Consider the following 18988-nt stretch of genomic DNA (forward strand, 5'->3'; position numbering starts at 1 on the left):
ATCATCCCCGGCCGATCATTGAAAAACCCTGCTGAAGATTACTTCGGTCCCCAGAAGCTCCATCCCTGGCCATTGAAAACGGCGATCTGATGGGCCGTGGTATCGTAGACCACCAATCCCGGAGCGGGATCTATAATGTTCAGATGCGGACTTGCCACTTTGGGAAGCACCATCGCTTTATCGGTATCTGAGAGTACCAGGATCCCTTTAAGATCAGGATTCTCAGTATCTCCTATCCTTACCATGGCGGATGAAACTTCCGGCTTGGTCTCCTGAAGCGAAGTATCTACCGCAGCCAGTGTCCCGGCATTGGGATCGGCAGCGCTCAAGGTCTGCCAGGTTCCCGCCACGACGGCTTTCACCTGGGCATCGGCAGGATCAAAAATAATCATGCCGTCTACCATATCGGGAATAGTTTTCGTATCAGGATCTACTTTTACCCAAGGAAGTATCAGGCCCCGGTTCTCAGTGTTTCCGAACTCAAGGGATACCCAGTTGTTGGTAACCGAAGTTTTGCCGATCGCCACCTGGGAAAAGCAGACCGATGAGACCAGCAGCCCTCCTGCAATTAGTATTGATTTCATTGTCTTTTATTATTTAAGTTGTTAAAAAGATCAGCCTTTCCGCACGGCACAGCGTGCGCCGTGCGGGAAAGAGCTGATGCATCTCATTATTTAATCAGGACAGGTCTGCTGACCGATCTCATACCATCCGGCAACTCCGTTCTTCACGGTATAGACTTTCAGCATTCTGTTGGTAAGGTCCATCACGATCATCCCTTCCACCGGAGAAGTCAGAATAGGAGTCGTGTCATCATCTGCCACAGGTTGGTTGGAATCATTGAATCTCACCCTGTTGATGATCATACCTTTGGTTTTTGCTTCAAGAGCCATCCAGCCTCCTTTTCTTACCATCGGCCAGTTGTCGGCATTTACACCGGCTCTTCCAAGAGCTGTGATTCCCGCTTTGGTCGCTAAAGCTGTTCCGGAAGTTACCGCAGGCTTATAGCATACCGAAGTAGCCGTGGTGAAGGACATGTAATTGAGTGAAGGTACGACACCTCCGGATACATAGAAAGCATAATATTCCGTACCATTAATCGTTTCTTTTCCACTGTTGGCGATCACGAAAGCGGTACCGTCGCTTAGTTTGGCAGCGGTAGAAGCAAAGATCAGTCCTATGGAACTGGACGATGCATTTCCGAATGCTGAAACAGGATAGTAAACGCCAATCTTATCGGCAAAGTTCCCTTTGTTCTGCACTTTCCATACACGGCTGAAACGCTTGGTGTAGGTGAGCCCATTGGATGCTACGTTTCCTGTGGCCACTCTGGTGGTTAAGGATCCGTTGTCGTCTCCCCATACCAAGTACTGCATATCTGAGCTGAAGGTATTGGTATTGGCCTTATTGCTTGCCTCTACAGCATTAAGTGCTACGAGCACCTGGCTGTCAGTCTCAATATTGGCCGTTGCACCTCGGTTCACACTCTGACTCTGCTTCTGGTTGAGTGCCGTAAGGTCGTCCCTTCCGATTCCTGCGATGTTGTACTTATACGTCGCATCGGCTGTCCAGCTCTTGCTTCCATCTGATGCCAGATAATCCTGACCTGTTGTTGGCTGATAGATGGTAATACCATATTTCAGGGCAAGATAGCTGTTTACCTTCAGTCGCTTCGTATCATCCAGTGACGAAGAATATTCGACCATTTCCGGAATTTTACCGTTGGTAGCGTTACCCATGACAAGGTTTCCGCCTGTCCAGTTGGTACTGTTAGCTAGAGTGTTAAGCTGTTTGGCATTGATCCCGCTGTACAATACATCTCCTGCTGCTGTTCTCCATCCTGAATATAGTTCTGAAGAACCTCCTGAAGGTGCGGCCGTAGTATTGGTGGCTGAAGATCCGCCTAATGTCAGGTTAACATATCCTGCACCGGCAGAGCTGAACTGCAGAAGATTACCCCCTGCCACTTTTGGCTGAAGGAAATAATGCGCACCCAATATATCGGATACTGCGAAAACAGCTACATTCTTCTGACCGTCGATACCCAGCGTTCCTGTGATATCGAAGTTCTGACCACCATTAAAGGCCAGTACCGGGTTGAAGTTCATATTATCCGTCACATTGTTCCTGTACGTAGGCTGCTGACCGGAAACGACCTGTGTACCGTGGCTGTTGTTACCACTCTGATCCTTCCATGTTGCTACTGATGCATTATCTGCGTTGGAAACTATTTCCTCATCATCAGCACGCAGCCACAGGTTCTCACCTGCTACTCCTCCCGGTGACTTTTGATAGTACGCCATGGTGAAGAAGAACTCCGACTGATTCACCTGCGCCGCAGGAATGGTGAATGCTTTATAGTCTACTGAGTTGATCGTTACCACACCGGCAGTATTGCTCTCAAACACCTGGCTTCCTGCAGGGAATGTAGCATCCGTACTGTAGAGCAGTGAAGACACTTTCAGGTTTTTGATGTATGTTGCCGGTACCAATACCTGGATATCTTTTGAAAGATTCTTGGTATTCTGTACCCTCCATACCCTATTAAGTCTCTCCTGATAAGGATATAAGGCTGTGAATGTTGAAGTATCACCCGACATATCGGTATTGTTGTCTCCCCATACCAGGAACTGAAGATTGGTATCAAAGGTTCCTGTATTGGCTTCATTGGTGGCCGCTATGTTATCAAGACCAATGATCACCTGCTTGCCACTGTTTACACTCTGGCTCTGTTTCTGATAGAGATCACTGATGTCATCTCTACCGATCCCTGCAATATTATTCTGGTAGGTATTGCTGCCTGTCCAGAAAGAAGTATTGTTAACTGCATCGGATGACAAATAGGTGAACGGAGAACTGTTAGTACCCAGTGTTACCCCATATTTCAATCCTAAATAAGAATCGATACGCTGCTTATCGGTAGAAGACGGGATCGTATTATAATAGATCACTTCCCCGATAACACCGTTCCAGTTTTCACTTCCTGACTGTCTTGTCCCTATTCTTCCTATGTTTAGTACAGTATTTATTGGAGCTGTTGCTGTGGTACTTGCAATCGGAAGGGCATTATACGTTCCATAAATATTACTATTGTTAGCTGCCCCATACGAAATTACCGGTGTATTAGACGCATAAGGAGAAGCTGAACTATAAGGGCTAAAATCATGACCATACGTTGTCACCAAAACATTATTACCCGATCTCATCAGTCCGAAGTTTTGAGCGTCAGCACTCGTACCATAGCTGGTAAGCCACTCGAAAGTTCCTCCTGTGACCGAAGTTCTACCCACACCGAATACCGATCTTATCTTGCTTCCATTTGCCATTCCCGCATCACTGAAGGACATGAAATCTGATAGTGAAGAATTGACTGTATCCGCATTAAAGGTGAACGACGGGTTAAAGTTCAACAGGGAAGTTCCTGATGTATTGTACACCGGCTGGTTGACTGCCACCGACTGGGTCGCGTCTGCATTAACCGTCTGATCTTTCCATGTAAGGGTAGAGCCTGTCACCACATCCCTGTCGGCACGGTACCATCTCACCAGGTTAGTAGTTACCCCACCCGGACCGTTAAGCGGGGCCGCAAAGGTGAAGTAATTTCCTGTTGGAATCTGGATACCGGCAGTTACACCTGAAGCAAGTACTTTATAGGTAACATTTGATGAGAATGTAGGATCTGTACTGTAGATCAGGTAGGTTGCTCTCACGTTGTCTACTTTTACAAAGACATTCTGAGGTGTTCCGGTCTGCTGTACTTTCCATACACGATTCATGATAGCATTCAGACTGTGGCTTAACCCTGACTTTAAGGCAAAGGTTGTCGGCTGCCCGTTGTGTCCTGTGATAAAGTAATATTTATCATTAGCAATATCGGTATGCCCACTTGCCCCGCTCTGGTTGTTGTTGGTAAAGTTATTATCTGTACTCAATGTGATAATATCCGATACCGGCATCTGGCTCTTCGTAATGCGCTGATGAAGCGCTGTGATATCGTCTCTGCCGATACCGATCACATTGTTCTGGTAAACAGCATCGCTCTCCCAGATACGAACGGTACCATCGTAACTGGCCAGGTAATCTCCCTCCTGAATCGGAGCTGATATGTTCTCGCCTGATGTTCCGTTACCATTATTATCACGGCCTAACGTAATACCGTACTTCAAAGCAAGGTAGCTGTTAAGCTGAATACGTTGAGATGCTGTGATATTTTTCTTAAACACCACAAACTCACCGAAGACCCCTGTAAAAGGATTATAATCTTCCCTGTTTCCAGGTACATCTCCCAAACGGATTACACTGCATCCGTTGTAAGTAGTGCTGCCTGTAAAATTCAATACATTGTTTCCATTGATGAGTACGTTTGATCCATCGGAAACTGTATTCTTAAACGAAGCCATATTGATGGTAGCATAACCACTATTACCACCGTTGTATCCAATTGAATGGTTATCGTTGGCAATCTTGGTGGTAAGCAGAGAGCGCTCATCAAGGATACCACCTAAGTCTGTACCCCATACATCCTGCTCTTTTACCGCATCTGCTTTGTACATGATAGCCACGTCTGCATCAGGAGATGATACACGGGAAATATCTGCCTGGATCATACCCCAGGTCCAGCCTGTACCGGGACCAAATCCTGCTACGCTATTGTAGTTAAAGGTTTTCCCCAAGGTCATCTGGCCTGCTGAACCTCCTAAACAGTCATTGATGTCAAAACGGAGATTATTATTGTTTCCACTTTGATCTAACCAAGTCTGCGTTCCTGTAAGACCAATATCGCCACGAAGCCATACCACTTCATCTTCTACACCACCAGGCCACTTCATAAAGGTAGCAAACGTAAAATAGGATCCTGAAGGGATCTGTACGCCCTGCTGTGTTACTCCTGCCATAAGCTGTTGATATTGAACATTGGAAGAGAACGTAGGATCATTACTATACACAAGATAGGTGGCGAGATTGTCTGTCGTTTTGATATAGACATCCTGCGCTGTACCTGTTCTCTGTACTTTCCATATACGTTTCATCAAGGCATTAAGCCCATTGCTTAAACCTAACTTTTTAGCATAAGATGTTGCCGCGTTATTATTTCCGGTGACAAAGAAAAACTTGTCATTCACAATATCGGTATGCCCGTTAGTACCACTCTGGTTCTTATTCGCAAAATTACTGTCGGTACTCAGGGTAATGATATCCGGTGTCGCCGACTGACTCGTGGTAATACGCTGATGGAAAGCCGAGATATCATCTCTTCCAAGCCCTACCACGTTGTTCTGATACACCGCATCGGATGACCAGGTTTTGGTCGTACCGTTACTCGCCAGGTAGTCACCTTCAAATATTTGTACCGGTGAAGCCGATACCATATCGCCAACAGGCAGTTTTCCGTCGTTGTTTCTTCCAAGTGTAATTCCGTACTTCAATGCCAGGTAGCTGTTGAGCTGGATACGATCGATCGCACTCATGTTCTTTTGGTACACGACCATATCACCTACTACTCCTTTGAAGACATTGCCCGCACCTTTTACGTCGCCTAAACGGATGTTGTTACAACCCGAATAGGTGGTGGACCCTGTAAAGTTAAGCACATTGTTTCCATTAATCAATACATTGGATCCGCCAGAAACCGTACCCTGGAAGGAAGCCACATTGATCGTAGCAGCCCCTGAATTACCTCCGCTATAGCCAATTCCTGTATTATCGTTGGCGATTTGGGTAGTAGTTAATGAACGTTCATCAAATGCACCTCCCCAATCTGTACCCCATACGTCCTGTGCATAGGCACCGTCAGTCTTATACACAATGGCTACATCGGCATTAGCGTGTTGAAGACGTGAAATGTTGGCAGGTGTGTATCCCCACACCCAGTTGTCATTGTCTCCAAAGCTTGCTACGGGGTTGAAATTCAGAGTTTCTCCTAACACCATCTGCCCTCTTGGGTTTTCATTACAGGCATAGGTGCTAAATTGGAGGTCATTATTGTTAACCGCAGGACTTTGATCTTCCCAAAGCGTATTGGTAAGGCCTGTGTCACCGCGAAGCCATAAGACCTCATCTCTTACCCCACCCGGTGACTGCTCGTAGAAAGCCAGGGTCATATAGAACGAAGCCTGGTTCACCATTACAGCAGGAACCGTAAATACACGGTAAACCACCGAGTTTATGGTTACAGTATTCGGATTCGGATTATACACCTGGTAGGTGTTGGCCGAAAAGGCAGCATCGGTACCGCATAATAAGCTGCTGCTGGAAGAGACAAGCGTAAATGGCACCAATACCTGAACACTTTGGTTCACCGCATTGGTATTCTGTACTCTCCATACCCTGCTTAACCTTGTGTTGTAGCCGGAAATTCCTGTAAAAGGAGTTGTATTGGCTGCATTATTATCCCCCCACATCAGGAACTGCAGGTTGTTAAGCGTTCCGGTATTGGCTGCATTGGTAGCCACCACCGTGGAAAGACCCATAATAAGCTGAGATCCTGTATTTACTGATTGAGACTGCTTTTGCAACAACGCGGAAGCATCGTCTCTTCCGATTCCGGCGATGTTATTTTGATAAGTACCATCTTCGGATTTCCAGAATCTTGTTGTTGCGTTGGAAGCTAAATAATCTCCTTCATAAATGCCGCTTCCAGTTCCTATTTCTTCTCCAGAATTAGTATCACCATCGGAATCTTTGGATAACGTCACACCATATTTAACGGCTAAATAAGAATTAATTCTTAACCGTTCTATATCGGAAAGAACAGTATTATGGGTAATAACTTCAGGAATTGCTCCACTAAAGTAAAGCGCACGACCAGCAATTGTTCTTGAGCCTATGCTTACTAAGCTTGCTGGTGAAGGAATTTGATTGATCGTTCCTGTTTTTATTATTGAATTATTCTTATAAATCTTAGCTCCATTGGTAGTATTGCTCATAGAAGACCCAAATAATTGTGGGATTCCTGCATCAACAGTCGTTGCACTGATTATTGACACCCAGCTACCATTATTTTGCCCGAATTCTACAGTTCCGTTATTTAATCTGAACTCTCCTCCATTACTTGTGCCTACAGCACCAAAACTTAATATATTTCTAACATTGCTATCAGTTACTGCAGGTGGTCTTACAGCAGAAAACAATGTATTTGTGGAACCATTGATAAAGCTATTTGCATCAATATAGTCATCAACTCCATCGAAAGACACAATTGGATTAAAATTCATTAGCTGAGAAGGTACAGTACGATATAATGGCTGATTTCCAACTGTAGCCTGTAATGCATTGGTTCCATTACCGCTTTGGTCTGCCCAAGATGATAATGGAGTACTATCAACAACTGTAGAAGTTCCTGCATCAGCTTTTAACCATAATGATACCCCGGCAACTCCTCCCGGCGCAGTTACGTATCCTGCAAAGCTGAAGAAGTGTCCTGAAGTAAATCCATCTAAATTGGTATCTACCTCTGCTACATAATACTGCACTCCTCCCAATGATACTTGTGTCATAGCCTTTCTGGCATCACTGCCATCAAAAGTAGCATCATCACTGATTAATAATGACGGCATGGTTACACTCACCGGCAACTGACTTACCGGTATGGCTACTTTTACCGTTCCTATTGTTCCTGTCTTCTGTATTTTCCAGATTCGGGTCATCCTGAAATTGGAGCTTCCATAGGCAAAAGGTGTTGCAAAAGAGGTACTTCCTGTATCAGAACCCCAAACCAGGAAGCTTTTGTCTGAAGTAAAGTCATTGCCATTATTTGCATTGTTATCGGCAATGTTTACATTCCCGATAACAGGCTGGATTCCTCCGTTTACCGATTGTGACTGCTTTTGATTCAAGGCAGAAGCATCGTCTCTACCGATCCCGGTGATGTTGTTCTGGTAAGTTGCATCAGTACTCCAAAATTTTGTATTACCATCTGAAGCTATATAATCTCCTTCAAAAATGCTTCCCGCTACTATAGGCTCTCCAGAAGTTGCATTTCCATTATTGTTACGGGATAAAGTTAGTCCATATTTAATTCCCAAATATGAGTTAATCCTTAAGCGCTCTACATCGGTATGAGATGAAGGATACATAATCAATTCTCCAAGTAATCCATTAAACCTATCTTGGTTTGTATTATCATTTGAACGCCCAACATATGGTATAGAATTATGATTAGCCATATTGCCTGAACCCACCCATAATTGTGTTACAAGCTTACCTGCATTAACGTAAGCTAAAGTAGATGAGGCGGAAGCACCAGCAATAATATCCATATTTGCCAAAAGCTTATTATAGCCAATATCTGTAGTAGTATTTACATATGTTACACCCCCTGTTCCATCTGCATCATTATCTCCAGCAGCCATTCTCTGACCCTTAAAGAAATATGCGGCGTTACCGTAGGTCGAGCTTGTACCTGAAATAACTGTGTTTGCAAAAGCATCGGATCCGGCTGAAAATTGATACATTCCATAGCCATTTTTAAATAATATAGCCCTATCTCCAGTCAGGTAGCCTGATCCATTAAAATAGACTGCATTATTAAAATTAATTGTCTGCGTACCTGTTTGTATTGTATTAGTAACAGAAAAATTATTATTCCCTGTCTGATCTATCCATTGCGTTAAGGTTGTGGAACTAGATGATACATCCTTATTTCCTTTTAACCACAAGGATGCTCCCAACACCCCTCCAGGCGCTGTCATAAAAGCCGCAAAGCTGAAGTATTGCCCTGAAGACAAGTCAATATTAGCGTTGATATCTGTTACATAGTAATCTACTCCACCGATGGTTTCTTTAGTCATTAAGAACCTGTCATCAAGACCGTCAAACGTTGTATCACCACTTACCAATAAGGTTGGTTTGGTTACACTTCCCGGAAGATCACTTACTTTTAACGCAACCCTTACCTTGCCTACCGTTTGGGTTTCCTGTACTTTCCAGATACGTGTCATTCTGTTATTCAGCCCGCCAAAAGCAAATGCCGTGGCAAAATTGGTGCTGCCTGTATCTGAACCCCACATCATGAAGGTCTTATCGGCACCAAAATTATTGTTGTTGTTGGCGTTAGTATCTGATATATTCGCATTTCCGATCACAGGCTGGATGCCACTGTTTACCGATTGCGACTGCTTCTGGTTCAGACCTGACGCATCATCTCTACCGATACCGGCGATGTTATTCTGGTAACCAGAATTCGAAGTAGAATTATAATAGGCAACAGCATCTGAAGATATATAATCACCTGACTTTGTTACACCATATTTTAGAGCAAGGTAACTTTCTACTTTGCTTAATGTTGCTCCTGTGAGCTCACCTTCATAAGCAATCACTTCACCGGCTGTAAACAATGCAGAAATATTATTACCTCCACCACCAAATACATCATTTCCTAAAACATATCCCTGAGTTCCACTTTGAAGTGATTTTCCGGTCAGATTACCCGCTTGTGCTCCATTCTGTCTTAAGGTAACAGCACCTGCTGATGGGCTTACCGATAAACTAGTTAGTACAGTTGTTCCCAAAATTGCCGGATTATAAGAAATAGTTGATCCGGTACCTCCTGTACTTCCCGCCTCAGCATGATAGCTTCCTGATATTCTTACAGATGGTAGCTCATTCCAGTTATTGCTCCCTGAAGAGCCTAAATTAGTGAATGCACCAAGCATTTTATCCGTAGATGCACCACTTCTGGGATTTGAAATCAGAAATAAATGGATACTTGCTGTACTTGTACTTACCATGCCTCCTGTTACATTATATATGCGGGAGTTTGTAGTTGTGAAATCAACAGTAGGATTGAAATTGGCTGAATAGGCATTATTATTACCAGCTCTAAAGAAAACGCTATTGGCATTACCTGCATTTCTGTTCAAACCACTTTGGTCATTCCACACCGTCAGACTCGCCCCATCAGCAGTAGTATCAGTACCTACATCCGCTTTTAACCACAGCTTTTCTCCTAATACTCCTCCTGGCGCGGTTACAAATCCTGCAAAGCTGAAGTATTGCCCTGAAGTGATGTTAAGATTAATAGGATCCGTCACGTAGTAGTCGATCCCACCAATTGTTTCTTTCTTCATTAAGAAATTACTATCCGAGCCATCAAAGGTGGCATCACCACTGATTAGTAAGGTAGGCTGGGTAACCGCACCCAGCCACATACTTACCGGGATGGCTACTTTTACAATGCCTACGCTTCCTGTCTTTTGCATTTTCCAGATACGAGGCATTCGGTAGTTTAACCCATTAAATGCAAAAGGCGTTGAGAAAGTAGTACTCCCTGTATCGGATCCCCATACCAGGAAGTCACCGTCCACGGCAAAGCCGTTGCTATTACTGCTGTTCGTAGCCGCAAGATTACCCTTTGCAATAATCGGCTGGAAACCGCTATTTACGGATTGCGATTGCTTTTGAAGCAGCCCGGAATTAAAATCCCGACCGATACCGGCGATGTTGTTATTGTACCCGCTGTTATCTGTTTTATTCCAGACTGTGGTACCGTCTGAGAGATTGTAATCGGAAGGCAGTGTGGTTCCGTATTTAATCGCAAGGTAAGACTCTACCTGAATACGTTGTGCTTCTGAGAGTGCCGTCTTATATATAATAACCTCACCTATAGAGCCATTGTAATAACTTGACCCGCCAAGAGAACCAATATACATCGGTTTATTTTGTCCACTGTAGTTGTTCATGGCGGTACCAGAAACGATCTCTGTCCCGTTTCGTCTCAATGAGGTCTTAGTCGGGCTTGAAGTGTTCCAACCCGTCCATATGTAGGGGGTGTTCACGGCTCCTCCCCATGCTGTCTCAATTCTATTCGTACCGGTTCCATCCCAGTACATAATACTATTCCCCCAAGGGGCGTGTAAAGTAAATTGAGCATCTGCATTAGATTGGTTTTTAACTATTTCATAAAATATAGAACTGTTTTGAACCGTCTTCACCGAGCTTACGACAAAAGCTGTTGCATTGCTATTGGTAGAAGTTCCAAAAACCCCGTTACTATCGGAAAGTTCATTATTGCTTCCGTTAAATGATACTACAGGGTTAAAATTTATGTTTCCTGAGCTATTATTGATATATGCGGGACGCTTAGTGTCCGTTGACTGTGTCATGTCATTCGCATTACCACTGAAATCACTCCACTTCGACACATTGCCATTAGCATCTGTCGTGAGCGTAGTGGAATCATCCACCCTCAGCCAGAGTGACGCACCGGCGACCCCTCCGGGGCCGGTCTGCGCCTTGAGCATGTTACTACAATATCCTGTCAATAAGCAGAATATTGTCATTAAATAAATTTTGTTTTTCATTATAAGATTTTAATAGTATTGTGTTATATTCTTTTGAATACACTACTGTTTATACAATACTATTAAAAGGGGGAGGCCGAGAGAAGTGAATCGTTAATATTCCTGAGACAGGGCTAAGAATGGTAGCATACGATACACGTTCCTCTTCCCTGAATATGATGTATTTTTCAAAGCTGAATCTTTCGTAAACCGCAATATGTTTTACAGAAGGATTGCCCGTAACGACCGCCATACTGCCATTACCACCCGCAAGTCCCAATCTATACCTGTTCTCTGAAAAGGGTAAAGAAATGGTTTTGGAAGTGGCTGGATCTTGTGGCTTTCGAACATCCTGAGCTTTTGCAGGCTTTTTTAGTTCAGCAAACTTTCGATTGTTTTTCTTTTTACCTAAGAGGAGATTTTTATTGTCAGCAACTATTTTGACTGAATTTTCAGTGATGTATCCGTCATCTTCCAGTCCGGATACTGTAACTCCGTCTTTTACGTAAACGGACGTTCCTTTTTCTATGTAGATTCCGGCATCTGCCCCGGAGTATGATTGAGCGTGTACATTGAAACCGGCAATAATGAAAAAAAAGAAGAGCTTCCCTATTGTGTGGGAGGCTTTCTGTTTCCAAACTTTTCTCATTAATTGCGCTGCTTTTTTCATCGTGTGCAAAAGGCGAGTCGTGTAAGACTGCTTTTATGTCTACAAATTTACATAAAATATAATAACATCCAAAAAAAACAACACTTTGTATATTAAATTATTCATAATTATTAAATTATCGTTAATATAATTTATGTTTTCTCAAACAAAAGTGAATAAAATACACATCGCTCTAATTTCAACTCTGGCAGTGTTTAAGCACAAGATGATTGCTATACCGATGGTAATATTTATTCTCTTAAACTATAAAAGCGCGACTTTCTATTCAAATAAATATCATTCAGAGAGATAATTTACGAGAGAGGGTCTCATCGGTCGATGAGACCCTCTTATGACACCCGAGATAAGATCCTTATCTCGCCCGATGAGAGGGTGCTTCGTCGGGCGATGAAGGATTTGGGTTAGTGTCAAACTGAAATTAGTATTTCTTTTAGTGCTAAAAACCCATGAACAGCCAACAAAACCATTCTTCAAACAAGAGACAAGGTAACTAATAAACCCCAAAGGTTTTGAAACCTTTGGGGGTAGGATTTATTACATGATAAATGTAAAAGTTAAAATATGTGTATATAAAGATGTATATTAAAACTTAAATTGCCAATATACTGACATATTGAACTTTTAGATATAAGAGACTATTTTTCATTAAAAGCATATTACCAAGATTTTGTAGTTGTTGCTATACCCTGCTGAAGTATAACCCCATAATTACCTCCATAGCTATTCTGTCTGAAAGGAACTGAGCTCTCATCCCCGCCAGAATGATAGTTAAAATAATAAGTATTAGACCCCACCAGAGTACTCTTTACTCCAACGGACAGATAGGAACCCAAATAACCATTTCCCGAAGTGTTAGGTGTTGTTGTAGTCGGTCGTTTACAAACGAAATACATTCTGCCACCGCCTTTTATTCTGAATTTATTCCCCATTTGGGTAAAACCTGTTGTTCTTGAAGCTGATACTTTTACGTTATTATTATAGCCATCTTGGTTCTGATATATAACCACAGAAAAACCGATCATATAACTATTTGCTGGTACCGGAGCATCATTGTCATTGCTCGCAAAAGTGTAATTACTTCCCTGATTAATTAATGATGATGTATTCATTTGCGCATTCGCCTGACCAACTAAAGTAGCTCCGGGAATATTGGCAGTATTGTAAACCGCAGCATATTCGGCTGCAGTAACCTTTACCCAATCGTTTACCGATGCTGTATCATAAGCAGCACAGCTTGTACATGCTGTTCCTTCTGCTGCTGCTGCTGCTTCAAGCGCACCTCGTATAGCATCACCATATACAACAGTACACGTGGAGCCTGCAACCAATGACGGATTAAAAGTAACAATCTGGTTACTCGCACCTGTATAGGTACCACTAAGCGTATAGGTGATCGTACCACTTGTAGAGGTGAATGTACCAGCACTCCTTTCTAATGTCAAACCATTTACGGTAAATGTTTGTGCAGGATAGCTTACGCCCACCGTAGCACCGGTATAAGACATTGTGTAAGAACCGGTATAAGCAGTATTATTTATCAAGGTGCCTGCAGGAGATTGTGTCGTGTTGCCACAGGTAACAACAGGAGTGTTATTTACCGTGAAGTTAAGAGTACAGCTCTTTCCTCCTATACTAATAGGGAAAGCTGCTGTTCCTCCTCCGGATGGAGTTCCTGTAATATTATAGGTTAAAGAACCGCCTGGAGTAAAGTTACCGCCCACTAAGGTAGCAGTTAATCCGGTAACTCCCGTGGATGAAATTGTCTGATCATTATACCCGGAGCCATCACCTCCTCCATAGCTGATTACTGCAGATACACCGTTTGCCGGGATACCCCCTATTAAAATCCCATTTTTAGTTGCCCCTGCGCAATCCAGTGAGGTAATAGGCGGCTCAATTACTGCAACTGTTTTTGCACAGTTTAACGATAATTTTGCCCAGGTTCCCATTAAAGTCCCTGAAGAGGTTGGTGTACCGCTAAGCGTATATTCAACCAGCTGCGACTGCCCTGAAATCAAAGAGACGGTTGGTGGACTTACAGAAGCCACAGTAATGCCTGAAACGCCACTCAATGCCAAATCAGAGGTCTGAAATGCAATCGTTGCCGTAGTGAATGAGTTGTTTGTAACAGTTACAGAAAACTTATTTGACGATGCCATAGCTGTTCCATTAGCATAGCTTCCTGTAAACCCATTTGTATTACAATCCGACACTACTGAAGCTGTAACACTTCCCATACTTAGGCTCTTCCATACAGCGCCGTCAAAATAATAGTAACCGGGTGCTGTAATACCCGCTGTTTTGATTGTCCTCGGAATCGTAGCTGCCGATGTAGCATATGCAATAGTTCCCGTCTGTGCAATTTCGTATTGCGCATCTGCTGCCTTGATTTGATCTCCAGTAAGACGAGGCGCAATAAACCCTTCAGGCCTGCTACCGTCGGTGGTCTTAGCGGTTACGTCAAGAGTAGCCTTGGGCGTGGTTGTATTAATCCCAACTTGGCTAAAAAGAGATAAATTGCATAATGAAACAGCAATTGTAATAAATTTTTTCATTGTTTGTATTTAAATAACGTTTATGATTAAATCCTGAAGAGTAACCTTAAACCTAAAAAACTAGTTTAAGCTTGTTATCTTCATTAAATTAGTGTATTCGATTTCTTACTATTCTTATTACGTTAGGTTTTAAAAAGGTAACGTCATAGCATAATGAAAATTAAGAATAGTTTTAAAGTCTATAGGACTGGCGGAGGACGACCGCAATGATCTATAGTAAACTTTAATCTAAACGAAGGATATATTATGTAAAGAAGATTTTTAAACAAAAAGACTTTCCAGAAAAAAGCATCCGCTGTTTTCATATTTTTCAACATCTGACTTTATAACTAAATTAAAAGCTTGCTGATGAATCTTCTGATACAAAAGAATCATTGGGAAAGAAAAAAATATAGCCGGAAGGAAAGAAATTCTGAAAATATATTGATATTGCTATGAAAAATAACTGCAACAATAGCAGTCTTGCGGAGGGACACACGAAAGCGGAAAGCCATAATGTTTTCATCATAAATGTTTATTGTGTTGTAAAGAAAAAGCCTGTTTTAAAGCCCTTTTCCGAAACAAATATAAACAAATTATCATTATTTCCAAAAATACTCTTTAATAATAAAATGTCTAAATGATTGCTTTTACTGATAATTTAATACTGAAATTAGAAATCAATGGTATGAAACTGCCATTTCAACGTATCAATTAATATCATTTTATTGAGGGGAAGGGGCAATCCCGTGATTATTTTCAACACCAGGTCAGCCATCATGCTTCCTACCATTCCGGGTAACGGTCCTAATACGCCGAGACTGTCACAATCAGGAATATAGTCTTCTGAAGGTGGTTCGGGAAAGATATCTCTTAAATTTTTACTGCCATTAACATTGAAAACAGCAATTTGCCCCTCAAAACCCAAAATGCTTCCGTACACAAGTGGCTTTTGCAAGTTGACACAGCTATCATTCACCAGGTACCGCGTAGCAAAGTTATCAGAAGCATCAACGATGATATCATATTCTGAAATAATTTTCACAGCGTTGGAATGATCTAGTTTCTTGTCTATCCCGATAATCTTTACCTGATGGTTTAGTCTTTTAACAAACTTTTCTGCACTCTTTACTTTTGATTCTCCTACCGAATTTTCATTATGTATGATCTGGCGGTTAAGATTATGAAGCTCTACCTCATCAAAATCCACAATACCTAAAGTACCCACTCCGGCGGCGGCCAAATACTGGATAACAGGGCTTCCCAAACCTCCGGCTCCCACCACCAGAACTTTGGAATTCATTATTTTCTTTTGGCCTTCCAAGCCTATTTCTTCAATAAATATCTGCCGGCTGTAGCGTGCGAAGATGTCTTCTTTTTTCATTTGATTACATTGATTAGTTTGGGTTGGGTTTAACGCAAGGGGCACAAGGTTTTAACTTAAATGATTGTGTATATTTATCGGTCGCGAAGGCGTTAACACTCAGCAAATGATAACAATGGATATTCTTTTATCATGTGTATTAATTTAACCTGTTTCGTTTAATTACAAACTAAAGAAACGCAAAGTTTAATTCAACTTTACATATTACTCTTAGAAAGTAAAGGCAAATAAAAATTTGCTCCGCAAAGCTTGAAAACACAGCTTAATCAAATTAACTTTTAGATTTTTGCTCACTTAAATGATTAAGTCTTCAAATAAAATCTTAATGGTTGAAATTATTTAATTTAACTATAAATAGCATCCCAATCTTTCATGACGGGATCATATCCGGCTTTTCTGATGATGCTTTTAATTTCATCCATGCTTCTTTCATCGCTGGTTTCAAACTGTTCCAGAGATTCTTTATCTACCGCATATCCGCCGGGATTGGTTTTGGAAGCTGCGCTCATTGTTGTTGCGCCTAATGAAATAATATGATTCCTGAACTTTTCGTTTTCTCTTGTCGAAATAGAAATTTCAAGATCTTCGTTCCAGATTCTGTAAGCGCAGATTAACTGAAGTAAATCTCTGTCTTCCATAATGAAATTGGGTTCTATAATTCCTTCAGCGGGCCGCAGCCTGGGAAATGAAACTGAAAACCTGCTTTTCCAGTACTGCTTTTGAAGGTAATCGATATGAAGAGCATTGAAAAAGCTATCCACCCGCCAGTCTTCCAATCCAAGTAAAACCCCGAGCCCTATCTTATGAATTCCGGCTTTCCCAATTCTGTCGGGTGTTTCCAGACGAAAACTGAAATTAGACTTCTTGCCTTTTGTGTGATATTCTCTGTACACTTCCTGATGATAGGTTTCCTGATAAACCAAAACAGCATTCACACCTACTTCATGCAGCTGCCGGTATTCTTCCTCAGACAAAGGCTGGACTTCAATAGAAATATGGGCAAAGTGTGGTTTTAACAAACGAATGGCATTCAGAAAATATTCTATTCCAACCTTTTTATTGGCTTCTCCGCTGACCAGCAGAACATGATTTACGTCCATTGATTTTAACACCGAAGCTTCAATCATGAGTTCTGTATCGGAAAGTGTTTTCCTTTTAATAGCGTTGTCTAAACTGAAACCGCAATAGGTACAGATATTCTGGCATTCGTTGCTGAGATACAACGGAGCATACAGCTGGATTGTTTTTCCAAATCGCTTCCAGGTGAGCTGCTGCGCCATTTTCGCCATGACTTCCAATTTCTGAGCGCCAACAGGTGAAATAAAATTCAGGAAGTCTTCTATTGTTTTATTGTCTTTCTGAAGGCTTCTTTCAACATCGGACAAGGTTATGGTTTCTAGTCTCGTTTTTATTTCATCCCATTGATATTGTTCAAAAAGGTCGTTAAAACTCTTCATCTGATTTAATTTAATTCAAATTATGTGTAATGCTTTTCTTTAGATAATATTGCATCCCATCTTCTTTTAGATCGTCCCTTCGGGACTCGCGAATTTTGAAGTCAACAGACTTTAGGATTCTGCGTGTTGTTCTATGGAATCTTTATATTCTATATTCTATCATTATATTGATAGGATTGCATCCTATCCTTTTTTAGGTCGCCCCTTCAGGGCTCGCCAATCTTGTTGAAGTTCAGATTAATCAAACAAAAAAGAAGTCAGCGGGCTTGATGCTTCTGCGTGCTGAGAAATCGCTCCCAATCCGGCTTCAAATGCTCTTCGGCCGGCAATAACTCCTTCTTTAAACGCTAATGCCATATTCACCGGATTTCTGGCTACGGCAATGGCGGTATTTACCAAAACCGCGTCTGCTCCCATTTCCATTGCTTTTGCTGCATCGGAAGGCGCTCCTATTCCGGCATCTACCACCACAGGAACATTCGTCTGGCTGATGATGATTTCCAAAAAATCCAAGGTCTTCAGTCCTTTATTAGTTCCGATTGGTGCTCCCAATGGCATTACCACTGCTGTTCCTGCATCTTCCAGACGTTTGCACAGCACAGGATCGGCATGAATGTAAGGCATCACCACAAATCCTAATCTGGCTAATTCTTCTGTAGCATATAAAGTTTCAATTGGATCGGGCAGCAAATATTTCGGATCGGGATGAATTTCCAGCTTAACCCAGTTGGTTTCCAATGCTTCCCTTGCCAGCTGCGCTGCCAGTACCGCTTCTTTTGCAGTTCTCGCACCGGATGTATTGGGCAAAAGGTGAGCTTTTGTTGGTTTTAAAGCATTTAAAATATCATCTTCTGAAGAATGCGCATCGATACGTTTCAATGCCATCGTTACCAACTCGCTTCCTGAAGCAATGATGGAATCCGTCATTTCTGAAAGGTTTCCAAATTTTCCTGTTCCTAAGAATAATCTTGATTCGAAGGTTCTGTCTGCTATTGTTAATAGTTGATTTTTCATTGTAATGCTGTTTTAAATTGACTGATAATGGTAGGCTTACCCGTAATTTGTCCTGAAACCGCCACCCCATAAATTCCGATCTGCTGTAATAGTTCTATATCGTTCAGAACAACGCCTCCAATGGCGAATATTTTAGGGATTTCAAATGATTTTTCTTTTAATTCCTCTATGATATTCTGATAGCCTCCTAAACCTAAAACAGGGCTCAACTTTTCTTTAGTCTGTGTAAACCGTAAGGGTCCCAGTCCAATATAATCGCAGGATTCTGCCATTCTCTGAAGTACATCCTGAAATGTATTAGCCGTTCCACCAATGAGCTTATCCTCACCTAAAATAAATCTTGCAGCTTCTACCGGCATATCCTGTAACCCGATATGCACTCCGTGTGCATCAATTTCTTTTGCGATATGAACGTGATCGTTGATGATACAAACGGCCTGATATTTTGAGCAAAGTTTTTTTGAAGTTTCACAAAGCTTAATGAATTCGTTTTCCGGAGCATTTTTCCAGCGAACCTGTATCCATTGTATGCCGTTATCAAGGGCTTTCCGGATATTGAGCTCCTGATCTTCTATCGTGAAGCCCTGAGAGATGTATTGTAATTTTTCCATTTTCTATTTTAACGCTAAGGGCGCGCAAGGTTAATTGTA

At 42.1% G+C, this 18988-nt stretch carries 9 protein-coding genes; 1 reads left to right on the plus strand and 8 read right to left on the minus strand.

All coding sequences use genetic code 11. The annotated features are described in order from the left end of the window. Window positions 1-38: 38 nt before the first annotated feature. Window positions 39-329, minus strand: a complete 291-nt coding sequence (locus BLR30_RS17885) for a hypothetical protein (protein WP_228400730.1) — start codon at window positions 327-329, stop codon at window positions 39-41. A gap of 61 nt (window positions 330-390) precedes the next feature. On the opposite strand from BLR30_RS17885, the gene BLR30_RS17890 reads away from it, so the two are divergent. Then, window positions 391-609: a hypothetical protein gene (locus tag BLR30_RS17890; protein ID WP_228400731.1), complete on the plus strand. Its 219-nt coding sequence runs from the start codon at window positions 391-393 to the stop codon at window positions 607-609. Between the two features lie 65 nt (window positions 610-674). Here the strand turns inward: BLR30_RS17890 and BLR30_RS06860 are convergent, their stop codons facing one another. From BLR30_RS06860 to BLR30_RS06890, 7 genes are all read right to left on the minus strand, one after another. Next, complete coding sequence (locus BLR30_RS06860) at window positions 675-11300, minus strand: LamG domain-containing protein (protein WP_139164601.1); 10626 nt, start codon at window positions 11298-11300, stop codon at window positions 675-677. A 49-nt stretch (window positions 11301-11349) separates the two neighbouring features. Then, a complete protein-coding gene (locus BLR30_RS06865; protein WP_139164602.1) occupies window positions 11350-11928 on the minus strand; it encodes a hypothetical protein in 579 nt (192 codons plus the stop codon). A 677-nt stretch (window positions 11929-12605) separates the two neighbouring features. Next, window positions 12606-14504, minus strand: a complete 1899-nt coding sequence (locus tag BLR30_RS06870; protein ID WP_089856426.1) for a hypothetical protein — start codon at window positions 14502-14504, stop codon at window positions 12606-12608. 652 nt (window positions 14505-15156) lie between these two features. After that, entirely contained in the window at window positions 15157-15867 is a 711-nt protein-coding gene (locus BLR30_RS06875) for a HesA/MoeB/ThiF family protein (protein WP_089856429.1), read from the minus strand. Window positions 15868-16211: 344 nt separating this feature from the next. Continuing rightward, a complete protein-coding gene (gene thiH, locus BLR30_RS06880; protein WP_089856431.1) occupies window positions 16212-17324 on the minus strand; it encodes a 2-iminoacetate synthase ThiH in 1113 nt (370 codons plus the stop codon). A 237-nt stretch (window positions 17325-17561) separates the two neighbouring features. Beyond that, window positions 17562-18338: a thiazole synthase gene (locus tag BLR30_RS06885; RefSeq protein ID WP_089856432.1), complete on the minus strand. Its 777-nt coding sequence runs from the start codon at window positions 18336-18338 to the stop codon at window positions 17562-17564. Then, complete coding sequence (locus BLR30_RS06890; protein ID WP_089856434.1) at window positions 18335-18949, minus strand: thiamine phosphate synthase; 615 nt, start codon at window positions 18947-18949, stop codon at window positions 18335-18337. Before BLR30_RS06890 ends, BLR30_RS06885 begins: the two co-directional genes overlap by 4 nt. Window positions 18950-18988 lie beyond the last annotated feature (39 nt).

This window comes from Chryseobacterium taeanense (assembly GCF_900099685.1).
GTDB classification, from domain to species: domain Bacteria; phylum Bacteroidota; class Bacteroidia; order Flavobacteriales; family Weeksellaceae; genus Chryseobacterium; species Chryseobacterium taeanense.